This is a genomic window from Micromonospora sp. D93, assembly GCF_018070365.1.
Lineage (GTDB): Bacteria > Actinomycetota > Actinomycetes > Mycobacteriales > Micromonosporaceae > Micromonospora > Micromonospora ureilytica.
On sequence record NZ_JAGPXW010000026.1, the window covers coordinates 49,991 to 70,275 of the forward strand.

A 20,285-nucleotide genomic window follows, 5' to 3' on the forward strand; every position below is an offset into this window, starting at 1 on the left:
CCGGCCGCTGGACGTCCGCCGTCCGGACCGCTTGAGGCACAGAGGAGTACGCGTGACACCCGAGGAGATCCTGGCCGCTGACCGGGCGCACGTCTGGCATCCGTACGCCGCGCTGCCGCCGGCCAACCCGCCGTACGTGGTGCGCGGCGCCGAGGGGGTACGGCTGACCCTGGCCGACGGCCGGGAGCTGGTGGACGGGATGTCGTCCTGGTGGGCGGCGATCCACGGGTACCGGCACCCGGTGCTGGACGCGGCGGTGACCGACCAGCTCGGCCGGATGAGTCACGTGATGTTCGGCGGGCTCACCCACGAGCCGGCGGTGCGGCTCGCCCGGACCCTCGTCGAGCTGACCCCGGATGGCCTGGAGCACGTGTTCCTGGCCGACTCGGGCTCGGTCAGCGTCGAGGTGGCGGTGAAGATGTGCCTGCAGTACCAGCGGGCCGTCGGGCGGCCCCAGCGGCGCCGGCTGGCGACCTGGCGGGGTGGCTACCACGGCGACACGTTCCACCCGATGAGCGTCTGCGACCCGGAGGGCGGGATGCACCACCTGTGGGGCGACGTGCTGCCCCGGCAGGTGTTCGCCCCGGTGCCGCCGGGCGGCTTCACCGATCCGCCCGACGACGCGTACGTGGCGGCGCTTGTGGAGACGGTCGAGCGGCACGCCGACGAGCTGGCCGCCGTGATCGTCGAGCCGGTCGTCCAAGGCGCCGGCGGGATGCGCTTCCACCACCCGGGTTACCTGCGGGTGCTGCGCGAGGTGACCCGTGCGCACGGGATTCTGCTGATCTTCGACGAGATCGCCACCGGGTTCGGCCGTACCGGTGAGATGTTCGCCGCCGAGCACGCCGGGGTGACGCCGGACGTGCTGTGCGTGGGCAAGGCGCTGACCGGCGGGTACCTGACCCTCGCGGCGACCCTGTGCACCCCGCAGGTCGCCCGGGGAATCGCGGCGACCGGCGTGCTGGCGCACGGCCCCACGTTCATGGGCAACCCTCTGGCCTGCGCGGTGGCGAACGCCTCCATCGGGCTGTTGCGGGCCGGGGACTGGGCCGGCCAGGTCGCCAGGGTCGGCGCCGGCCTGCGAACCGGCCTGGAGCCGCTGCGTGGCACCCCGGGCGTGGTCGACGTACGGGTGCTCGGCGCGATCGGCGTGGTCCAGCTCGATCACGAGGTCGACCTCGGGGCCGCGACCGCGGCCGCGGTCGCCCAGGGGGTGTGGCTGCGTCCGTTCCGCGACCTGATCTACACGATGCCGCCGTACGTCACCGACGACGTCGACCTGGCCCGGATCGCGAGCGGGGTGGCGGCGGCGGTGGCGGCTGGCTGAGTCGGCCCGGTCACCGGGTCGACGGGTTACCCGGGCGGGGCAGCCGCTCGGACGAGAAGAGGGGAACACTCCGATGGAGAGCTTCGGTACCCGGCTGCACCGGGCGGTCATTGAGCGGGGCCCGCTCTGTGTGGGCATCGACCCGCATCCCGGTCTGCTGGCTCGGTGGGGCCTCCCGGACGACGTTCAGGGGCTCGACCGGTTCAGCCGGACCGTCGTAGAAGCCCTCGGTGACCGGGTTGCGGTAGTCAAGCCTCAGTCGGCCTTTTTCGAGCGGTTCGGATCCCGAGGTGTGGCGATTCTTGAGTCAACTATCCGACAGTTACGCGATGCCGGCTCGCTCGTTCTGCTCGACGTCAAGCGCGGCGACATCGGCTCGACGGTGAGCGCGTACGCCGCCGCGTACCTCGACCCATCCAGCCCCATGTATGTCGACGCGGTCACCGCGAGCCCCTACCTCGGGGTCGGTTCGCTGGCGCCGATGTTCGAGCTGGCCGCCGAGCACGGCGGCGGGGTGTTCGTGCTGGCCCTCACCTCGAACCCCGAGGGCGCGGCCGTGCAGCGGGCCGTCACGGCCGACGGTCGCACCGTGGCGCAGACCGTGATCGACGAGATTTCCCAGCTCAACAGGGGTGCGTCTCCGCTCGGGAGCTTCGGTCTGGTGGTCGGCGCGACCATCGGTGACACCGGTCACGACCTCTCCGGTGTGGGGGGCCCACTGCTCGCTCCGGGGCTCGGCGCGCAGGGTGCCGGTGCAGCCGATCTGCGTACCGTCTTCGGTTCGAGCCTCGCCTCGGTGCTCCCGTCGTACTCCCGGGAAGTGCTCTCGGCCGGCCCCGACGTCGCCGCGCTGCGGGTCGCCGCGGACCGCGTGTTGGTCGACTGCCGGGCCGTCCTGCCTGCCCGGTGACTGACTGACGGGTCGGTCACTCTACGGTGATCATGCGGCCCCCACGTTGCCGAAAGCTCCGTTGGCCGCTAGTTTTCCCCGCGCTGGGAACCATGGACCCCTTGGTTCACAGCGACACCACGTTTCACAGATGCGGCGGTGCGCCCCGCCCGCCGCGATAGGGACCTGAGGAGAACTGGTGCCGCTCCCGTCACTGACCCCCGAACAACGCGCTGCCGCGCTCGAGAAGGCCGCGGAGATCCGCAAGGCCCGTGCTCAGCTGAAGGAGCAGCTCAAGCAGGGCAAGACCACCCTCGGTGCTGTCCTCGAGCGGGCCGAGAGCGACGACGTCGTCGGCAAGCTCAAGGTGTCGGCCGTCCTGCAGGCGATGCCGGGCATCGGCAAGATCCGGGCTACCCAGATCATGGAGAAGCTCAAGATCGCCGACAGCCGTCGCCTGCGCGGCCTCGGCGAGCAGCAGCGCAAGGCACTGCTTGGAGAGTTCGCCGCCAACTGAACCTGGCAGCGTGTAGAAACAAGCAGTGAGCACGGATGACGAGGCGCGCCCGGCGGCTCGGCTCACTGTCCTGGCTGGACCTTCGGGTTCCGGCAGGGAGAGTGTCGTCGAGCTCGTCCGGGCGCGTTCTCCGTCCGTGTGGATCCCGGTCGCGGCAACCAGCAGGCCGCGCCGGGAGTCGGAGACCGACGGGGTGGACCGCGTCTTCCTCGCCCCCGCCGAGTTCGATCGACGGATCGTCGACGGCGAGCTGCTGGAGTGGTCCCGGATCGGTTCGTACCGCCGGGGCACCCCGTACCCACCACTGCGCGCTCGGCTCGACGCCGGGCAGCCGGTGCTGCTCCCGCTCGACCTGCGCGGCGCCCCACTGGTCCGGGCGCGCCTGCCCGATGCCCGGCTGGTGCTGCTGAGCCCACCCGGGTACGCGCCGGACGCCACGGTGGTCGCCATCGTCGAGCACACGCTGACGCACGACCACACCGAACGGGTGGTCGACGAGCTGGTAGGCTTACTCGGTTCTTCTTATCCGGATCCGGCCTGGTCACGCGTGCGTGGCTGACAGCCGGCCGCCGTTGAGACTCAGCACCGCGTCCGCGCGGCTCGAAAGACGCAGAGGTTAATTCGTGGGATCCATCGCCAACCCCGAAGGCATCACCAACCCGCCGATCGACGAGCTCCTCGAGAAGACGACGTCGAAGTACGCGCTGGTCATCTTCGCCGCCAAGCGCGCGCGCCAGGTCAACGCCTACTACAGCCAGCTCGGTGAGGGTCTGCTGGAGTACGTCGGTCCGCTCGTCGAGACCACCCCGCAGGAGAAGCCCCTCTCGATCGCCATGCGCGAGATCAACTCGGGCCTGCTCACCGCCGAGCCGACCGACCAGCCGTAAGCCCCCGCTGGCCGATGTCCGCCTCGATCGTCCTCGGGGTCGGCGGCGGCATCGCCGCCTACAAGGCGTGCGAGCTGCTGCGACTCTTCACCGAATCGGGTCACCGGGTTCGGGTCGTGCCAACCGCGTCGGCGCTCCGGTTCGTTGGAGCGCCGACCTGGGCCGCGCTCTCCGGTCAACCGGTCGCCGACGACGTCTGGACCGACGTCCACGAGGTGCCGCACGTCCGGCTCGGTAAGCAGGCCGACCTGGTGGTGGTCGCGCCGACCACCACCGACCTGCTCGCCAAGGCCGCGCACGGCCTCGCCGACGACCTGCTGACCAACACCCTGCTGACCGCCCGCTGCCCGGTCCTGCTGGCCCCGGCCATGCACACCGAGATGTGGGAGCACCCGGCCACCGTGGCCAACGTCGCCACGCTGCGCTCCCGGGGTGTCCGGGTCATCGAGCCCGCCGTCGGCCGGCTCACCGGCGCCGACACCGGCAAGGGTCGGCTGCCCGATCCGGCGGAGATCTTCGCCGTCGCCGGTCGGCTCCTGGCCCGCGGCGACTCCGCCCCCGCCGACCTGACCGGTCGCCGGGTGGTCGTCACCGCCGGTGGCACCCGCGAGCCCCTGGACCCGGTCCGCTTCCTCGGTAACCGCTCGTCGGGCAAGCAGGGGTACGCGTTCGCCCGCGCGGCGGTGGCCCGGGGCGCCCGGGTCACATTGATCGCGGCCAACGTCGGCCTCGCCGACCCGGCCGGCGTCGACCTGATCCGGGTGGGCACCACCGCCGAGCTGCGGGAGGCGACGGTCAAGGCCGCCGTCGAGGCCGACGCGGTGGTGATGGCGGCGGCTCCGGCCGATTTCCGGCCTGCGACGTACGCGCCTGACAAAATCAAGAAGTCGGACGACGGTGTCGCGCCCACCATCGAGCTCGTCACGAACCCGGACATCGCGGCGGAGCTCGGCCAGCGCAAGCGACCAGAACAGGTGCTGGTGGTGTTCGCCGCCGAGACCGGCGATGCCGAGGCCAACGGTCGGGCGAAACTCGCCCGGAAGCGGGCCGACCTGATCGTGGTCAACGAGGTCGGTCCGGACCTGGTCTTCGGCGCCGACACCAACACGGTGACGGTCATCGGCGCGGACGGTTCGGTCAGCCGGCTGCCCGAGCAGGCCAAGGAGGCCGTGGCCGACGCCGTCTGGGATCTCGTCGTGGCGCGGCTGCCCGGCCGCTCCTGACGGGTGGAACAGGGCGCGACCGATCCCGACACCGGCCGCAGTGGTGATTAGACTGCCGCGGAACGACCTCACACGCTTAGGAGTGCCGTGACACGCCGTCTCTTCACGTCCGAATCGGTCACGGAAGGCCACCCGGACAAGATCGCTGACCAGATCAGCGATGGCATCCTCGACGCGCTGCTGACCGAGGATCCCCACAGCCGCGTGGCGGTGGAGACCATGATCACCACCGGTCAGGTGCACATCGCCGGTGAGGTGACCACCAAGGCGTACGCCGACATCCCGACGATCGTCCGCCGGACCATCCTCGACATCGGCTACGACTCGTCGAAGAAGGGCTTCGACGGCGCCTCCTGCGGGGTCAGCGTGTCCATCGGCGCGCAGTCCGAGGACATCGCGCAGGGTGTCGACAACGCCTTCGAGCTGCGGACCGGGGCGTCGGAGAGCGCGCTCGACGCACAGGGCGCCGGTGACCAGGGCATGATGTTCGGCTTCGCCTGCTCGGAGACGCCCGAGCTGATGCCGCTGCCGATCGCGCTCGCCCACCGGCTGGCCCGCCGCCTCTCGGCGGTGCGCAAGGACGGCACGATCCCGTACCTCCGGCCGGACGGCAAGACCCAGGTCACCATCGAGTACGAGGGGCTGCGCCCGGTCCGGCTGAACACCGTTGTCGTGTCCAGCCAGCACGCCGCCGACATCTCACTGGACTCGCTGCTCACCCCGGACGTGCGCGACCACGTGATCGCCCCGGAGCTGGAGGGCCTCGGTCTGGACACCGACGGCTACCGGCTGCTGGTCAACCCGACCGGCCGGTTCGAGATCGGCGGCCCGATGGGTGACGCCGGGCTGACCGGCCGCAAGATCATCGTCGACACCTACGGTGGGTACGCCCGCCACGGTGGTGGCGCCTTCTCCGGCAAGGACCCGTCCAAGGTGGATCGCTCGGCCGCGTACGCGATGCGCTGGGTGGCCAAGAACGTGGTCGCCGCCGGCCTGGCCGAGCGGTGCGAGGCGCAGGTCGCCTACGCCATCGGCAAGGCGCACCCGGTGAGCCTGTTCATCGAGACGTTCGGCACCGAGACCGTGCCCGTCTCCTCGATCGAGAAGGCCGTCACCGAGGTGTTCGACCTGCGTCCGGCCGCGATCATCCGGGACCTCAACCTGCTCCGCCCGATCTACCAGCAGACCGCCGCGTACGGCCACTTCGGCCGGGAACTGCCGGACCTGACCTGGGAGAGCACCGACCGGGCCGCCGACCTCAAGTCGGCCGCGGGAGCCTGACCGCCACCAAGCGCAGCGACCGGCGACCCGCGGACGGGTCGCCGGTCGCGCGCGTCTGCGTGGATGTCGGACTGGCGCACCTGGACCGGCCGTTCGACTACCTGGTGCCGGCGGAACTGGACGAGGTGGCGGTGCCCGGTACCCGGGTGAAGGTGCGCTTCGCGGGTCAACTCGTCGACGGGTGGTTGCTGTCGCGCGCCGACGACTCCGGCCACACCGGCCGCCTCGCGTACCTGGAGAAGGTGGTTTCGCCGGAGCCGGTGCTGGCCCCCGAGATCGCCCGGCTGGCCCGGGCGGTCGCCGACCGGTACGCGGGCAGCCTCGCCGACGTGCTCCGGCTCGCCGTGCCGCCGCGGCACGCGCGGGTGGAGAAGGAGCCCCAGGACGACCAGCCCACCCCGGCCGTCCCCACCGGGGCGGTCGACCCGCGCGGGTGGCGCGACTACCCCACCGGCCCGGCCCTGTTGCGGGCGCTCGCCGACGGCCGGGCGCCCCGCGCGGTCTGGTCGGCGCTGCCCGGCGAGGACTGGGCGGCCCGCTACGCCGACGCGGTGGCGGCCACCGTCGCCGGTGGGCGCGGCGCGGTGGTCGTGGTGCCCGACGCGCGTGACCTCGACCGCCTCGACGCCGCGCTCACCGGCGTGCTCGGCCCGGGGCGACACGTCAGCCTCTCCGCCGCGCTCGGCCCGGCCCGGCGTTACCGCGCGTTCCTCGCCGCTCGCCGTGGACAGGTGCCGGTGGTGATCGGCACCCGGGCGGCGATGTTCGCCCCGGTGGACCGCCTCGGCCTGGTCGCCGTCTGGGACGACGGCGACGACCTGCACTCCGAACCCCGGGCGCCCTACCCGCACGCCCGCGACGTGCTGCTCACCCGCGCCCACCTCGCCGAGGCCGGCGCGCTGGTCGGCGGGTACGCCCGGACGGCCGAGGCGCAGCTGCTGGTGGAGACCGGCTGGGCGCCGGAGGTGGTCGCCGACCGGGCCACCGTGCGGGCGCGGATCCCGTCCATCGCACCGACCGGAGACGACCCGCAACTGGCCCGTGACCCCGGGGCCGCCACCGCCCGGCTGCCCAGCCTGGCCTGGACGGCCGCCCGTGACGCGCTCCGGCAGGACCTGCCGGTGCTGGTGCAGGTGCCCCGACGCGGCTACCTGCCGTCGATCTCCTGCGCCGAGTGCCGCACCCCGGCCCGCTGCGCGCACTGCGCCGGCCCGCTCGCGCTGCCCTCGGCCGGCGGCACCCCGTCCTGCCGGTGGTGCGCCCGGGTGGACGCCGCGTACGCCTGCCCGGAGTGCGGTGGGCGGCGGCTGCGGGCCGCGGTGACCGGCGCCCGGCGGACCGCCGAGGAGCTGGGCCGGGCGTTCCCCGGCGTCCCGGTGCGCACCTCCGGGCGCGAGGAGGTGCTGACCGACGTGCCCGGCGGCGCGGCCCTGGTGGTGGCCACCCCGGGCGCCGAGCCGGTCGCCGAGGGCGGCTACGGCGCGGTGCTGTTGCTCGACTCGTGGGCCCTGCTGACCCGAGCCGACCTGCGGGCCGGCGAGGAGGCGCTGCGCCGCTGGCTGGCCGCGGCGGCCCTGGCCCGCCCGGCGCCGGCCGGTCGGGTGGTGGTGGTCGCCGACGGCGCGCTCGCCCCGGTGCAGGCGCTGCTGCGTTGGGACGCCGCCTGGTTCGCCGGCCGGGAGTTGGCCGAGCGCCGTGAGCTGGGCTTCCCCCCGGCCGTACGGATGGCGAGCGTCACCGGCGCGGCCGAGGCGGTGGCGGACCTGCTGGCCGCGGCCCGGCTGCCGGACGACGCCGAGGTGCTCGGGCCGGTGCCGGCCGAGGAAGGTCGGGAGCGGATGTTGGTTCGGGTGCCCCGGGCCAGGGCTGCCGCGCTCGCCGACGCGTTGCATTCGGCCGCCGGCGCTCGGGCCGCCCGCAAGGCCGCCGATCCGGTTCGTCTCCAGGTCGATCCGCTGAGCCTGTTCTGAGGAGTTTCGGCCGGTGCCGGCGGTGATGGACCTCTCCCGGTGCGGTGGTCCTCGCACACCGCGTCCGGCAAAGCGGTGGCGTCCGAGTGGTAGCATCGCCCGTCATGCCGAGGCGTACGACGGGCTCCTGGTCGCCACGGAGCGTCAGCCGCGCCGAGCGGGAGCCGCCGCGGGATGGCGCGACGATGGCGGGAACGCGTCGGTCGGGCGCGAGGTCGATGATGTCAATGAGCCGGTGATCAGGGGTGGACCAGTCGTGACCGTTGGGCAATCGATCGTCTTCAACGGCGACCTCGGCAGCGGCAAGAGCACCGTGTCGGTCGAGATCGCCAAGCGGCTCGGCATGCGCCGGGTCAGCGTGGGGGACCTCTACCGGGAGATGGCGCAGCAGCGGCAGATGACCGCCCTGCAGCTCAACCTGCACGCCGAGCTCGACCAGGCCGTGGACGGTTACGTCGACCAGCTCCAGCGGGACATCGCCGCCTCCGGTGAGCGCCTCGTGATGGACTCCCGGCTGGCCTGGCACTTCTTCACCGACGCGCTCAAGGTGCACATGATCACCGAGCCGGGTGAGGCGGCCCGTCGGGTGCTCGCCCGGCCTTCCGGGCCGGCGGAGAGCTACGCCTCCCTGGACGAGGCCAAGGCCAAGCTCCGTGAGCGCAGCTCGAGCGAGCGGAGCCGGTTCATCATCCGGTACGGGGTGGACAAGGCCCGTCTGCGCAACTATGACCTGATCTGTGACACCACCCGGGCGTCCGCCGCCGAGGTGATCGAGCACATCGTGGCCGCGTACGAGGGCACGCTCGGCGCCGAGGTGCTGCGCGACGCGCCGCCGCTGCTGCTGCTGGACCCGGCCCGGGTCTACCCGACCGAGGACATCGCCACCCTGCGGGGTCTGTGGGACACCGACTTCGTCGGTGGGGTGGCCGAGGCCGGCGACGAGGCCCTCGAACCGTTAAAGATCGGGTTCACCGGCGAGTACTTCTTCGTCGTCGACGGTCACCGCCGCCTCAGCGCCGCGCTGCAGAACGGGTTCTCCCTGGTCCCGGCCCAACTGGTCGCCGAGGTCGACGAGCCGGTCGTGGGTGGGATGACCGCGATCGACTACTTCGCCGCCCAGGTGCGCCCCGGCCTGATCTACGACTGGGAGGCGGCTCACAAGATCCAACTGCCGCTGCCCGAGCCCGCGCTGCTGCGCGGCGACGCGGTGCTCGCGGGGGACCCGGGCGCCAGCGTCTGAACCCGGCGCGAGGCCGGGCCGACGCGCGGACGTTGACGCAGAGGTGCGGGCTCCGCAGTGGAACTGTCATACATTGGCAGTCGTCTATCGAGTGGCTTCGGCCCGGAATTACCCTGCCCCTGCGTATCCGGGGGGCCGGATCACCGGGGGTGGGGGCCGCATGTCCGAGCAGTGGATACCGTCCGGCACTCATCAGACGTCACATGGGTCACCCGCGGTGTTCGAACTCGCCCGCGCCGCCAGCGAGGCGCAGACCCTGCCGGAACTGGCCGGGTTGCTGCGCCAGCTGCGCCGCCGTGAGGCCCGGCAACAGGGCGAGACCCTGCTGACGTACCGGCAGTTGGCCGCGAAGACCGGCTGGTCGCGCGGGATCATCGGGGAGTACTTCGCCGGCAACATCCTGCCGCCGCCAGAGCGGTTCGACGCCCTCATCCGGCTGCTCGGCGCGACCCCCGCCGAACAGGGGGTGCTGGCCACCGCGCGGGACCGGGTCGAGGAGCGACGTCGACGCCCGAACCGGGACCACGCGACCACCGGGCGGGCTGTCGTTCGGGCCCGGGCCGGCGCCCCGCGCCCCGGTGCCACGTCCCCCCGATTCCCGGTGCCTCGCCAACTACCCCCGGCGCTTCCCGGGTTCGTCGGACGCGCGGCCCAACTCGCCCAACTCGATGCCGAGTGCGCTCGCGCGGTGGCACCCGGGGACGACGGCGTGGCGTCGGTCACCGTCATGACGTTGTCCGGCACGGCCGGGGTCGGCAAGACGACCCTCGCGGTCAAGTGGGCGCACCGGGTCGCGGACCGTTTCCCGGACGGCCAGCTCTACGTCGACCTGCGTGGGTTCGACTCCAGCGGAAGTGTGGTGACGGCCGTCGAGGCGGTTCGGGGCTTCCTGGAGGCCCTCGAGGTGCCGCCCGAACGAATCCCCACCCACCTGCCCGCGCAGGTCGGCCTCTACCGCAGCCTGCTCGCCGGCCGCCGGATGCTGGTGCTGCTGGACAACGCCCGCGACGCCGACCAGGTACGGCACCTGCTGGTCGGCAGTCAGAGCTGCCTGGTCCTGGTCACCAGCCGCAACCGGCTCGCCGGCCTGATCGCCGCCGAGGGCGCCCGGCCGATCGGCGTCGACCTGCTCACCACCGCCGAGGCCTGGCAACTGTTGGCCCGGCGGCTCGGCCCGGACCGGTTGGCGGCCGAGCCGCAGGCGGTGGACGAGATCATCGAGCGGTGCGCGCGGCTGCCGTTGGCGCTGGCCGTGCTCGCCGCGAGAGGTGCGGAGAAGCCGACGTTCCCGCTGGCCACCCTCGCGGCCGAACTGCGGGCGGCGCCGCGACCACTCGACTCGTTCGACGGAGGGGACGAAGGCACCGACGTGCAGGCCGTCTTCTCCTGGTCGTACCGGAGCCTGACGCCGGAGGCGGCACGCCTGTTCCGGCTCTTCGGCTGCCATCCCGGGCCGGACATCGGGTTCGCTGCGGCGGCCAGTCTGGCCGGGCTGCCCCGGGCCCAGGCGCCCCGACTGCTGGCCGAGCTGGCCCACGCGCACCTCGTCACCGAGCACGCCCCCGGCCGGTTCGGCGCCCACGACCTGCTCCGGGCGTACGCGGCCGAGCAGGTCGAACGTCTCGAACCGGCACCGGCCCGGCGGGCCGCGATCCGGCGCGGGCTGGACCACTACCTGCACACCGCGCACGCGGCGGCGCTGCTGCTGCAACCGGGCCGGGACCCGGTCACCCTCGCCGCCGTCGCAGCGGGCGTGGTGCCCGAGGAGATCACCGACCACGGTCAGGCGCTCGCCTGGTTCACCGTCGAGTATCCGGTGCTGCTGGCGGCGGTCGCCCACGCGAGGCGGGCCGGGTTCGACGGCCACGCGTGGCAGTTGGCCTGGACACTCGTGGACTTCCTGCAACGCCGGGGACGTTGGCCGGACCTGGCGGTGGCCCAGGGGAACGCCCTGGCCGGGGCGCGGAGGGCCGGCGACCGACCCGGGCAGGCGAACGCCCACCGCGACCTCGCCCGGGTGCTGTCCCGGCTGGGTCGGGTGGACGAGGCGGCGACAAACTACCGCCAGGCGCTGGTGATCTTCGCGGAGCTGGGCGACCACACCGGGCAGGCGCGCACCCACCGGGCGTTCGGCGCGATGCTCGACGGACTCGGCCGGCACGCCGAGCCGCTGGAGCAGAGCGAGCGGGCCCTGGCGCTGTACCGGGCCGCCGGCCACGTCTCGGGGGAGGCCAGCGCCCGCAACGCGGTGGGTTGGGCGCACGCCCAGCTCGGTCAGTACGAGCCGGCGCTCGCGCACTGCCAGGAGGCGTTGGCGCTGCTGCGGACGACAGGTGACCGGCACGGTGAGGCGAACACCTGGGACAGCCTCGGCTTCATCCACGCCCGTTTGGGTGACCACCGTGCGGCGATCCGCTGTTTCCAGCGGGCGCTCGGGCTGTACCGGCGGGTCAGCGACCGCTACGACGAGGCGGACACCCTGTCCCGGCTCGGCCAGAGCTGGCAGGCGGTGGGGGACACGGCCGCTGCCGCGCGTACCTGGCGGCCTGCCCTGGCCATCCTCGACGATCTCGGCCACCCGGACGCCGAGCGGGTGCGTGACCTGCTGGCCGGGCTGCCCGCCGGTGACGCTGGGCACACCGGCGGTGGGTGACCGAGGTGCGCTGGCCGGTGTCCAGCCGGGCACTCCGTAGACTGGTCACCGCATAGCTCGTCCCACCGCAATAAGGAGCCGTCCCGCGTGACCGTCCAGCCCATCCGTCTGTTTGGGGATCCGGTGCTGCGCACGCCGGCCGATCCGGTGGTCAACTTCGACGCCGAGCTACGTCGGCTCGTCGCCGACCTCACCGACACGATGCGTGAGCAGAACGGCGCCGGCTTGGCCGCGCCGCAGCTCGGTGTGAGTCTGCGGGTGTTCACCTTCGACGTCGACGACGTCCTCGGGCACCTGATCAACCCCGTGCTGGAGTTCCCCGACGAGGAGGAGCAGGACGGTCCGGAGGGCTGCCTGTCGATCCCCGGGCTCTACTTCGACACCAAGCGTCGGCAGAATGTCGTCGCCAAGGGCTTCAGCTCGTTCGGCGACCCCATGCAGATCGTCGGCACCGGTCTGATGGCGCGCTGCGTGCAGCACGAGACCGACCACCTCGACGGGGTGCTCTTCCTGGACCGACTGGACCCGGAGGGACGCAAGGAAGCCATGAAGGCGATCCGCCAGGCCGAGTGGTACGACGCGGCGGCCCCGCCCACGGTAAAGCTCAGCCCGCACATCAGCGATCCCTTCGGTCTGGGGCGCTGACCCGGATGCGCGTGATCTTCGCCGGTACGCCGGCCGTCGCCGTTCCCGCACTGGCCGCCGTCGCCGCCTCCCGCCACGAGCTGGTGGCAGTGGTCACCCGGCCCGACGCGCCCGCCGGGCGTGGGCGGGGTCTGTCCCGCTCCCCGGTCGGCGCGTGGGCCGACGAGCACGGCGTCGAGGTGCTCACGCCGGCCCGTCCCCGCGACCCGGAGTTCCTCGATCGGCTGCGCGAGCTGGAGCCGGACTGCGTGCCGGTGGTCGCCTATGGCGCGCTGGTGCCACCGGCCGCCCTGGAGATCCCCCGGCACGGCTGGATCAACCTGCACTTCTCCCTGCTGCCCGCGTGGCGTGGCGCCGCGCCCGTGCAGCACGCCGTGCTGCACGGTGACGAACTGACCGGGGCCAGCGTCTTCCAGTTGGAGGAGGGCCTGGACACCGGGCCGGTCTACGGCACGCTGACCGACGAGATCCGCGCCGCCGACACCTCCGGTGACCTGTTGGGGCGGCTCGCCGATTCCGGCGCCGGGCTGCTGGTGGCGGTGCTCGACGCGATCGCCGACGGCACCGCCCGCGCCGAGCCGCAGCCCGCCGACGGGGTGTCGCTGGCGCCGAAGCTGACAGTGGACGACGCGCGCGTGCGCTGGAGTGACCCGGCCTTCGCCGTGGATCGGCGGATCCGGGCCTGCACCCCGGCGCCGGGCGGCTGGACCACGTTCCGCGACGAGCGGGTGAAGCTCGGCCCGGTCGTCCCGGTGCCCGACGGCCCCGAGCTGAAGCCGGGGGAGTTGCTGGTGGAGAAGTCCCGGGTGCTGGCCGGCACGGCGACAGTGCCGGTGCGTCTCGGCGAGGTCCGTGCCGCGGGCAAACGGGCCATGGGCGCTACCGACTGGGCGCGCGGCGTCCGGGTCGGCACTGGAGAGGACTTCTCGTGACGGCACCGGAGGGAACCCGACCGACGCGCTCCGGCCCGTCGACCGGCCGTGGCGGGGATCGCCGCCCGGTCCGACCACCGCTGGACCGACCGCGCCGCGCCGCGTACGAGGCGGTGGCGGCGGTGCACCGTGACGACGCGTTCGCCAACCTGGTGCTGCCCATCATCCTGCGGGAAGAGGGGCTGTTCGGTCGGGACGCGGCCTTCGCCACCGAGCTGACCTACGGCACCCTGCGCCACCTGGGCACGTTGGACGCGATCCTGACCGACGCGGCCGGCCGGGACGTGGCCCGGATCGACCCGCCGGTCCGCGACGCGCTGCGGCTCGGGGCGTACCAGCTGCTGCACACCCGGGTGCCGGCGCACGCCGCGGTCTCGTCGACTGTGGATCTGGTCCGTTCGGTCGCACCGGGCGCGACCGGCTTCGCCAACGCGGTGCTGCGCGAGGTGTCCACCCGTGACGCGGACGCCTGGGTGGCGAAGCTCGCCCCACCGATGGAGACCGACCCGGTCGGGCACCTCGCGTTGGCGTACAGCCACCCGCAGTGGATCGTGCGGGCGTTCTCCGAGGCGCTCGGCGGCGATCTGGGTGAGACGGAGCGCCTCCTGATCGAGGACAATGAGCGCCCGCCGGTGCACCTGTGTGCCCGGCCCGGCCTGATCGACCCGGTCGAGCTGGCCGACCAGGTCGGCGGTGCGCCCGGTGCCTTCTCGCCGTACGCCGTCTATCTGCCCGGTGGCGCGCCGGGTGACATCCCGGCGGTGGTCGACGGCCGGGCCCACGTCCAGGACGAGGGCTCCCAGCTGGTGGCGACAGCGCTCGCCGACGCGCCGTTGGACGGCCCGGACGGGCGTTGGCTGGACCTGTGCGCCGGCCCGGGTGGCAAGGCCGGGCTGCTCGGCGCGCTGGCCGCGCAGCGGGGCGCCCGGGTGACAGCGGTGGAGGTGGCCGAGCACCGCGCCCGGCTGGTCTCCCTGGCGACCCGGGACCTGCCGGTGGCCGTGCTGACCATGGACGGCCGTGAGGTCGGCGGCGACCCGAAGCTGCCGGAGCAGCACTTCGACCGGGTGCTGGTCGACGCACCGTGTACCGGGCTGGGGTCGTTGCGTCGCCGGCCGGAGTCGCGCTGGCGTCGCCAGCCGTCCGACCTGCCGCCGCTGACCCGACTGCAACGGGAGTTGCTCGGCGCGGCGCTGCGGGCGGTCCGCCCGGGTGGGCTGGTCGCCTATGTCACCTGTTCGCCGCACACCGTCGAGACGCACGTGACGGTGACCGAGGCGGCCCGCCGCAGCGGGGTTCCGGTGGACTTCGTGGACGCCCGGCCGCTGCTGCCGGCCGGCATGCCCGGTCTCGGCGACGGGCCGACCGTGCAGCTCTGGCCACACCGGCACGGCACCGACGCGATGTTCCTCGCCGTCCTGCGCCGAGGCTGACCCGACCCTGCGTCCGGCCGGTCGGTGACCCGACTGGCCGGACGCGGCGCTCAGGTGACCGGAAGACCCTTGGTGCCGGCGTTCTTCATCGACCGGGTCAGGTTCCGGTCGGAGATCCAGAGGAAGCACTGCACGCCCCGGTTGCCGTTGCGCCACTCCTCCTCGTACGGCTGGTAGTAGATCGTCCCGGCGCGGAAGTCGAGCTGGGAGTTGTCCGGAACCTTGGCGTACTTGGCGATCATCGTCTGGCAGGCCCGGTGGGTCCGCTTGATGCTGCGGGTGAACTCGGCGTAGCTGACGTCCGGGGCCTGCCAGACGCCGACGAACTCGGCGTGGTGCTTGGCGGTGCAGGAGACCGGCTTCATCTCGTCGATGTCGTCCTTAACCAGCTTCGGGTTGAAGCAGCGGTACGCCAGCGGCGCCGTGCCGGACAGCGCGCCCCGGAGGCTGCCGGTGCGCAGGTCGACGGCGGTGTCGTCGATGCTGGCGATCTCGGTGACGTCGCAGCGGTACCAGCGGGCCCCGCCCGACCAGGCCTGCGGTGACGGCAGCACGACGGTCAGGCCGAGCCGCCCGGAACGCCAGTCGGCGCCCACCGCCTTGTTGACGACGGTGTCGCACCCGGCCTGTGCGGCCCGCATGCCGGCCGAGCCGGGCTGCGGGGGAGTGCCGCCCGCGGCGCCCGGGCCGGTGAGGGTGCCGACGTGCATGGTCTCCACCCGGTGCGACTCGGTGCACGCCGTCGGGTTGTAGCCGGTCAGGAAGCCGACCTGCTGGGAGCTCTGGTGGCAGACGTCGGCGGCGGGGACGAACTGCTGCGCCGCGACGGGCGCCGGCCAGTCGTCGATGAGGTCACTGTCGAGTCCGGCGGGTGCGCCGCACCCGGCCAGCGTCAGGGCCAGTGCCCCACCCCCGGCGAACGCCGCCAACCACCGTCGCATCCCGACCTCCCGCCGCTGCTGGCCCCCGACCGGACCCAGCCGGTCGATAGCGCCACGGCGCAGCAGCATACGGCACCGATGCTCAGATCGCGGGCAGTCCCTCGGGGCCGGCGCCGCGCATGGAGCGGGTGAGCTTGCGGTCGTCGCTCCACAGGAAACAGCGCACTCCACGGTCGCCCTCCTCCCACTCCCGCTGCGAGGGTGGGTAGTAGATGGACCCGGCCCGGTACGGCAGCTCGCTGTTGTTGGGTACCGCCGCGTACTCGGCGATCAGCGCCATGCAGCGCCGGTGTGCCTGCTCGGCGGACTTGGCGAACTCCGCCCAGCTCACGTCCCCCTCCTCGTAGACGCCCACGAACTCGGCGCGGTGCGGCTCCGTGCAGAGCACCGGCGCCATGTAGTTGAGGTTGTCGCCGATCAGCTTGGGATCGAAGCAGCGGTGCGTCAGGGGCGTGTCGCCGATCAGGGCGCCGCGCAGGCTGCCGGTGCGGTTCACCGCGCGGGTGTTGTCGATGCTGCCGGTCTCGCTGAGGTCGCAGCGGAACCAGCGGGCGCCGCCGGTCCACGCGGGTGTGGACGGCAGCGCGAGGGACAGCGCGAGTCGGGCCGTGTGCCAGTCACCGCCGAGCACCTGCCGGGCTCGCTGGTCGCACTCGGCGCGAGCCGTGCGCAGCGCCGACGACCCGGGTTCCGGTCGGGTCTCGGTCAGCGCGTCGGGCCCGACGAAGGTGCCGACGTGGATGGTCTCGGCCAGGTGGTTACGCGCGCAGTCCACCGTCTCGTACGTGCTGGCCTGCACCACGGTGGCGATCCGCGGCAGACAGGTGTCGGTGGCGGGGGTGAACGGCTTCGGCACCCGCAGCGTCGGCCAGTCGTCGGTGAGATCACCGTCCGCGCCCCGCGCCGGCGCGCAGCCGGTCAGCAGCAGCATCGTCGTGACGCCGGCCAGCACCAGCGCTGGAAGCCACCGTCGCATCGTCCGCCCTCCCGGGAGCTGGCGGCCGGTCACCGCGCCCCGCGGCGAAACCCCGGCGGGCGTGCAGCCTATGGCACCGTCCCGGTTGGAGTGTCGTCGCGTTTCCGTCGATCGGCCAGTCGCTGATGTCTGTTCGTCCGGATTCGGGGGTCCGGAGCGTCCAATTCTGCACCACTGGTCACTACTGGGTCACAGCGCGTCCCCGAAGGTGGCGCGATGCGGGTGGCGGGTGGCCACGTTCGTACACTGGCCCCGTGACCGTACCGCCGCCGATCGTCGCGCCGAGCATCCTGGCCGCCGATTTCGCCCGACTCGCCGAAGAGGTCCGTGCCGTCGAGGACGCCGCGGACTGGTTGCACGTCGACGTGATGGACAACCACTTCGTGCCGAACCTGACCATTGGGCTGCCCGTGGTGCAGAGCCTGCGCGCTGTCACGGCGATGCCCTTCGACGTGCACCTGATGATCGAGGACCCACGCCGGTGGGCGCCCGGGTACGCCGACGCGGGGGCGTACAACGTCACCTTCCACGCGGAGGCGTCGGACGACCCGGTGGCGTTGGCCAAGGACCTGCGCTCGGCCGGTGCGAAGGCGGGCCTGGCCATCGATCGGGACACCCCGATCGAGCCCTACCTGGACCTGCTGCCCAGCTTCGACACCCTGCTGATCATGACCATCAAGGCCGGCTTCGGTGGGCAGCGGTTCATTCCGCAGATGCTGGAGAAGGTCCAGACGGCCCGGCGGCACGTGTCGGCCGGGCACCTGGAGCTGCGCATCGAGGTGGACGGCGGGATCGCCGCCGACACGATCGAGCAGGCGGCCGCCGCTGGCGCCGACGCGTTCGTGGCCGGCACCGCCGTGTACGGGGCCGCCGACCCGGCGGAGGCGGTACGCCACCTGCGGGCACTGGCGGAACGCGCGGCTCCCGGGGCCTGAGGTGGAGCCCGAGGCCGACCGCAAGGACATCATTCTCGTCGTCGACGACGACGAGGACATCGCTCGTTTCGTCGAGTTCAACCTGCGGCTGCACGGCTTCGAGGTGATCCACGCCAGCGACGGCCAGGAGGCTCTGGAGGTCATCGAGCGCCAGCGGCCGGACCTGGCGGTGGTCGACCTCATGATGCCGCGGATCGATGGGCTGGAGCTGACCCGGCGGTTGCGCGCGGACCCGATGACCTCCGCTCTTCCGGTGATCATGCTGACCGCCAAGGGGATGACCGTCGACAAGGTGCACGGGCTCAGCGCCGGTGCGGACGACTACCTGGTCAAGCCGTTCGACACCGCCGAGCTGGTGGCCCGGGTCTCGTCCACGCTGCGCCGCAACAAGGAGTTCCGGGAGGTCTCCCCGCTGACCGGGCTGCCCGGCAACAGCCGGATCCGCCGGGAGATCAGCGACCGGGTCCGAAACGGCGTGGACTACGCGGTCGGCTACGTCGACATCGACCGGTTCAAGAGCGTCAACGACCGGTACGGCTTCGTGCGCGGCGACGACTTCATCTCCGCGCTGGCCCGCAGCCTGCACCGGGCGGTCGTGGCGGTGGGCCTGCCGCCCGCCTTCCTCGGCCACGTCGGCGGTGACGACTTCGTCATCGTCTGCGCCCCGGACCAGGTGCGCCCACTGACGTCCCGGGCGGTCGTCGACTTCGAGAACGCCGCCGACACGCTCTACGACCCGACCGACCGGGAGCGCGGCTTCGTCGAGCTGAAGGACCGACGCGGCAACATCAGGCGCGCGGCCCTGGTCACGCTCTCCATCGGGGTGTCCCTCTCCGACGACGGCAAGCGGTTCACCGACCCCCTCGAAGCGATCGCGGTGGCCTCGGAGATGAAGACGGTCGCCAAGAGTCAACCGGGTTCGTACGTGGCGGTGGACCGGCGTCGCGGCGTCACCTGAGCGTGATACCGCTGTGAAGTAGCTCGCCTAGGTGGCGGCAGAGTCGCATCGGCGTGTAAGACTTCCCGTGTACCCACCACGCGCTGGCGGGACTCGGTGAAATTCCGAACCGGCGGTGATCCACGGTCCAACCGTGGTCAGCCCGCGACCCGGACGGCTCTGCCGTCCGGTGGACCTGGTGAAAATCCGGGGCCGACGGTTGGGGGCGGTTCGTCCGCGCCCAGACAGTCCGGATGGGAGACAGCGCGCGGGACGGACGGGTCCGAGCCGGCCGCTGGCTTCAGCGTGCCGTCCCGACCCTCCGGGGCCGGCTGTGCCGTTCCCGGAATCCGCCACCGCCTGCCCGTGGCCCCATGGCCACCGCCTCCCTGACCGCCCGCGCGCGGATCGGCGAGTGAGAGGGCAGGGGCAGGGCGATGGCCAGCGTCTCCGTTGATGAGGCGATGCGGCGTGCGATCGAGTTGGCCGCGCGCGGGCTCGGCACCACCAGCCCCAACCCGGTGGTCGGGTGCGTGCTGCTCGACGAGGACGGCGAGGTCGTGGGCGAGGGCTTCCACGCGTACGCCGGCGGCCCGCACGCCGAGATCGTCGCGCTGGCACAGGCCGGGCGGCGGGCCAAGGGCGGCACCGCTGTCGTCACTCTGGAACCCTGCGATCACACCGGCCGCACCGGCCCCTGTAGTTCCGCGCTCGTCCAGGCGGGGGTCGGTCGGGTGGTCATCGCCGTACCCGACCCCAACCCGGTCGCTTCCGGTGGCGCCGCCACGTTGCGCGCCGCCGGGGTCCGGGTCGATCTGGGGGTACGCGGCGAGGAGGCCGAGGCCGGCAACGTCGCGTGGCTGACCTCGATGCGCCGGGGCTGGCCGTATGTGATCTGGAAGTACGCCGCCACGCTCGACGGGCGCTCCGCCGCGGCGGACGGCACCAGCATGTGGATCACCTCGGAGGCGGCCCGGATCGACGTGCACGCGCTGCGAGGCACCGTCGACGCGGTCGTCGCCGGGGTGGGCACCGTGCTCGCCGACGACCCCCGGCTGACCGCCCGCAACCTGCGCGACGGCAGCCTCGCCATCCGGCAGCCGCTGCGGGTGGTGGTGGACAGCTCGGGGCGTACCCCGGCTGACGCCCTGGTCCGCGACGGCGCCGCGCGGACGTGGATCGCGACCGCCGACGAGGTCGGCGCCGACGCGGACGGCCGGGTCGACCTGTCGGCGCTGCTCGCGGCGCTGCACCAGCGTGGGGTCCGCGCGGTGCTGCTGGAGGGCGGCCCCCGACTGGCCGGCGCGTTCCTGCGGGCCGGCCTGGTCGACAAGATCGTCGGGTACGTCGCGCCGCGGTTGCTCGGCGCCGGCCCGACCGCTCTGGTCGACGCGGGAGTGACCACCATCGCTGAGGCCATCGATCTGGAGTTCGTCGACGTTACGCAGATCGGTCCGGATCTCCGGATCACCGCTTTGCCCCGCAAAAGGGAGGGCTGA

At 72.9% G+C, this 20,285-nt stretch carries 18 protein-coding genes and 1 riboswitch; of the genes, 16 read left to right on the plus strand and 2 right to left on the minus strand.

Annotated features, from left to right (window positions below; translation table 11 throughout):
* The first annotated feature begins 52 nt into the window (after nt 1–52).
* From KBX71_RS24925 to KBX71_RS24985, 13 genes are all read left to right on the plus strand, one after another.
* Entirely contained in the window at nt 53–1,327 is a 1,275-nt protein-coding gene (locus KBX71_RS24925; RefSeq protein ID WP_210820316.1) for an adenosylmethionine--8-amino-7-oxononanoate transaminase, read from the plus strand.
* Between the two features lie 73 nt (nt 1,328–1,400).
* Nucleotides 1,401–2,237, plus strand: coding sequence for an orotidine-5'-phosphate decarboxylase (gene pyrF, locus KBX71_RS24930; protein ID WP_210820317.1), 837 nt, complete (start codon nt 1,401–1,403; stop codon nt 2,235–2,237).
* 178 nt (nt 2,238–2,415) lie between these two features.
* Complete coding sequence (gene mihF / locus KBX71_RS24935) at nt 2,416–2,733, plus strand: integration host factor, actinobacterial type (RefSeq protein WP_030335662.1); 318 nt, start codon at nt 2,416–2,418, stop codon at nt 2,731–2,733.
* Between the two features lie 25 nt (nt 2,734–2,758).
* Complete coding sequence (locus KBX71_RS24940) at nt 2,759–3,292, plus strand: guanylate kinase (protein ID WP_210820318.1); 534 nt, start codon at nt 2,759–2,761, stop codon at nt 3,290–3,292.
* Between the two features lie 64 nt (nt 3,293–3,356).
* Complete coding sequence (rpoZ, locus tag KBX71_RS24945; RefSeq protein ID WP_030335666.1) at nt 3,357–3,620, plus strand: DNA-directed RNA polymerase subunit omega; 264 nt, start codon at nt 3,357–3,359, stop codon at nt 3,618–3,620.
* A gap of 14 nt (nt 3,621–3,634) precedes the next feature.
* The gene (coaBC, locus tag KBX71_RS24950; protein ID WP_210820319.1) at nt 3,635–4,843 is read left to right on the plus strand and encodes a bifunctional phosphopantothenoylcysteine decarboxylase/phosphopantothenate--cysteine ligase CoaBC; all 1,209 of its coding nucleotides are present in this window, start codon (nt 3,635–3,637) and stop codon (nt 4,841–4,843) included.
* Between the two features lie 87 nt (nt 4,844–4,930).
* Nucleotides 4,931–6,124: a methionine adenosyltransferase gene (gene metK, locus KBX71_RS24955; protein WP_124821257.1), complete on the plus strand. Its 1,194-nt coding sequence runs from the start codon at nt 4,931–4,933 to the stop codon at nt 6,122–6,124.
* Nucleotides 6,125–6,183: 59 nt separating this feature from the next.
* Nucleotides 6,184–8,094, plus strand: a complete 1,911-nt coding sequence (locus KBX71_RS24960; RefSeq protein WP_307847297.1) for a primosomal protein N' — start codon at nt 6,184–6,186, stop codon at nt 8,092–8,094.
* A 256-nt stretch (nt 8,095–8,350) separates the two neighbouring features.
* Entirely contained in the window at nt 8,351–9,334 is a 984-nt protein-coding gene (locus KBX71_RS24965; RefSeq protein WP_210820320.1) for an AAA family ATPase, read from the plus strand.
* A 217-nt stretch (nt 9,335–9,551) separates the two neighbouring features.
* Nucleotides 9,552–11,987, plus strand: coding sequence for a tetratricopeptide repeat protein (locus KBX71_RS24970; protein WP_307847299.1), 2,436 nt, complete (start codon nt 9,552–9,554; stop codon nt 11,985–11,987).
* 87 nt (nt 11,988–12,074) lie between these two features.
* Nucleotides 12,075–12,632 (plus strand): peptide deformylase, encoded by a 558-nt coding sequence (gene def, locus KBX71_RS24975; protein ID WP_124821261.1) that lies wholly within the window; start codon nt 12,075–12,077, stop codon nt 12,630–12,632.
* 5 nt (nt 12,633–12,637) lie between these two features.
* On the plus strand, nt 12,638–13,564 hold the full coding sequence (gene fmt, locus KBX71_RS24980; protein ID WP_210820322.1) for a methionyl-tRNA formyltransferase: 927 nt from the start codon (nt 12,638–12,640) through the stop codon (nt 13,562–13,564).
* The gene (locus KBX71_RS24985) at nt 13,561–14,997 is read left to right on the plus strand and encodes an RsmB/NOP family class I SAM-dependent RNA methyltransferase (protein WP_210820323.1); all 1,437 of its coding nucleotides are present in this window, start codon (nt 13,561–13,563) and stop codon (nt 14,995–14,997) included. Before fmt ends, KBX71_RS24985 begins: the two co-directional genes overlap by 4 nt.
* Before the next feature lie 50 nt (nt 14,998–15,047).
* On the opposite strand, the gene KBX71_RS24990 is transcribed toward KBX71_RS24985, so the two are convergent.
* Together KBX71_RS24990 and KBX71_RS24995 are read right to left on the minus strand one after the other, a co-directional pair.
* Nucleotides 15,048–15,938, minus strand: coding sequence for a septum formation family protein (locus KBX71_RS24990; protein ID WP_210820354.1), 891 nt, complete (start codon nt 15,936–15,938; stop codon nt 15,048–15,050).
* Between the two features lie 82 nt (nt 15,939–16,020).
* The gene (locus KBX71_RS24995; RefSeq protein WP_210820324.1) at nt 16,021–16,914 is read right to left on the minus strand and encodes a septum formation family protein; all 894 of its coding nucleotides are present in this window, start codon (nt 16,912–16,914) and stop codon (nt 16,021–16,023) included.
* Between the two features lie 254 nt (nt 16,915–17,168).
* On the opposite strand from KBX71_RS24995, the gene rpe reads away from it, so the two are divergent.
* The 3 genes from rpe to ribD all read left to right on the plus strand — a co-directional run bounded on the left by rpe (nt 17,169) and on the right by ribD (nt 20,285).
* Nucleotides 17,169–17,849: a ribulose-phosphate 3-epimerase gene (gene rpe / locus KBX71_RS25000; RefSeq protein WP_124821265.1), complete on the plus strand. Its 681-nt coding sequence runs from the start codon at nt 17,169–17,171 to the stop codon at nt 17,847–17,849.
* Nucleotides 17,740–18,807: a response regulator gene (locus tag KBX71_RS25005; protein WP_210820355.1), complete on the plus strand. Its 1,068-nt coding sequence runs from the start codon at nt 17,740–17,742 to the stop codon at nt 18,805–18,807. The genes rpe and KBX71_RS25005 overlap by 110 nt, the downstream gene beginning before the upstream one ends.
* Nucleotides 18,808–18,885: 78 nt before the next feature.
* Nucleotides 18,886–19,056, plus strand: a riboswitch (FMN riboswitch).
* Nucleotides 19,057–19,223: 167 nt separating this feature from the next.
* Entirely contained in the window at nt 19,224–20,285 is a 1,062-nt protein-coding gene (ribD, locus tag KBX71_RS25010; protein WP_124821267.1) for a bifunctional diaminohydroxyphosphoribosylaminopyrimidine deaminase/5-amino-6-(5-phosphoribosylamino)uracil reductase RibD, read from the plus strand.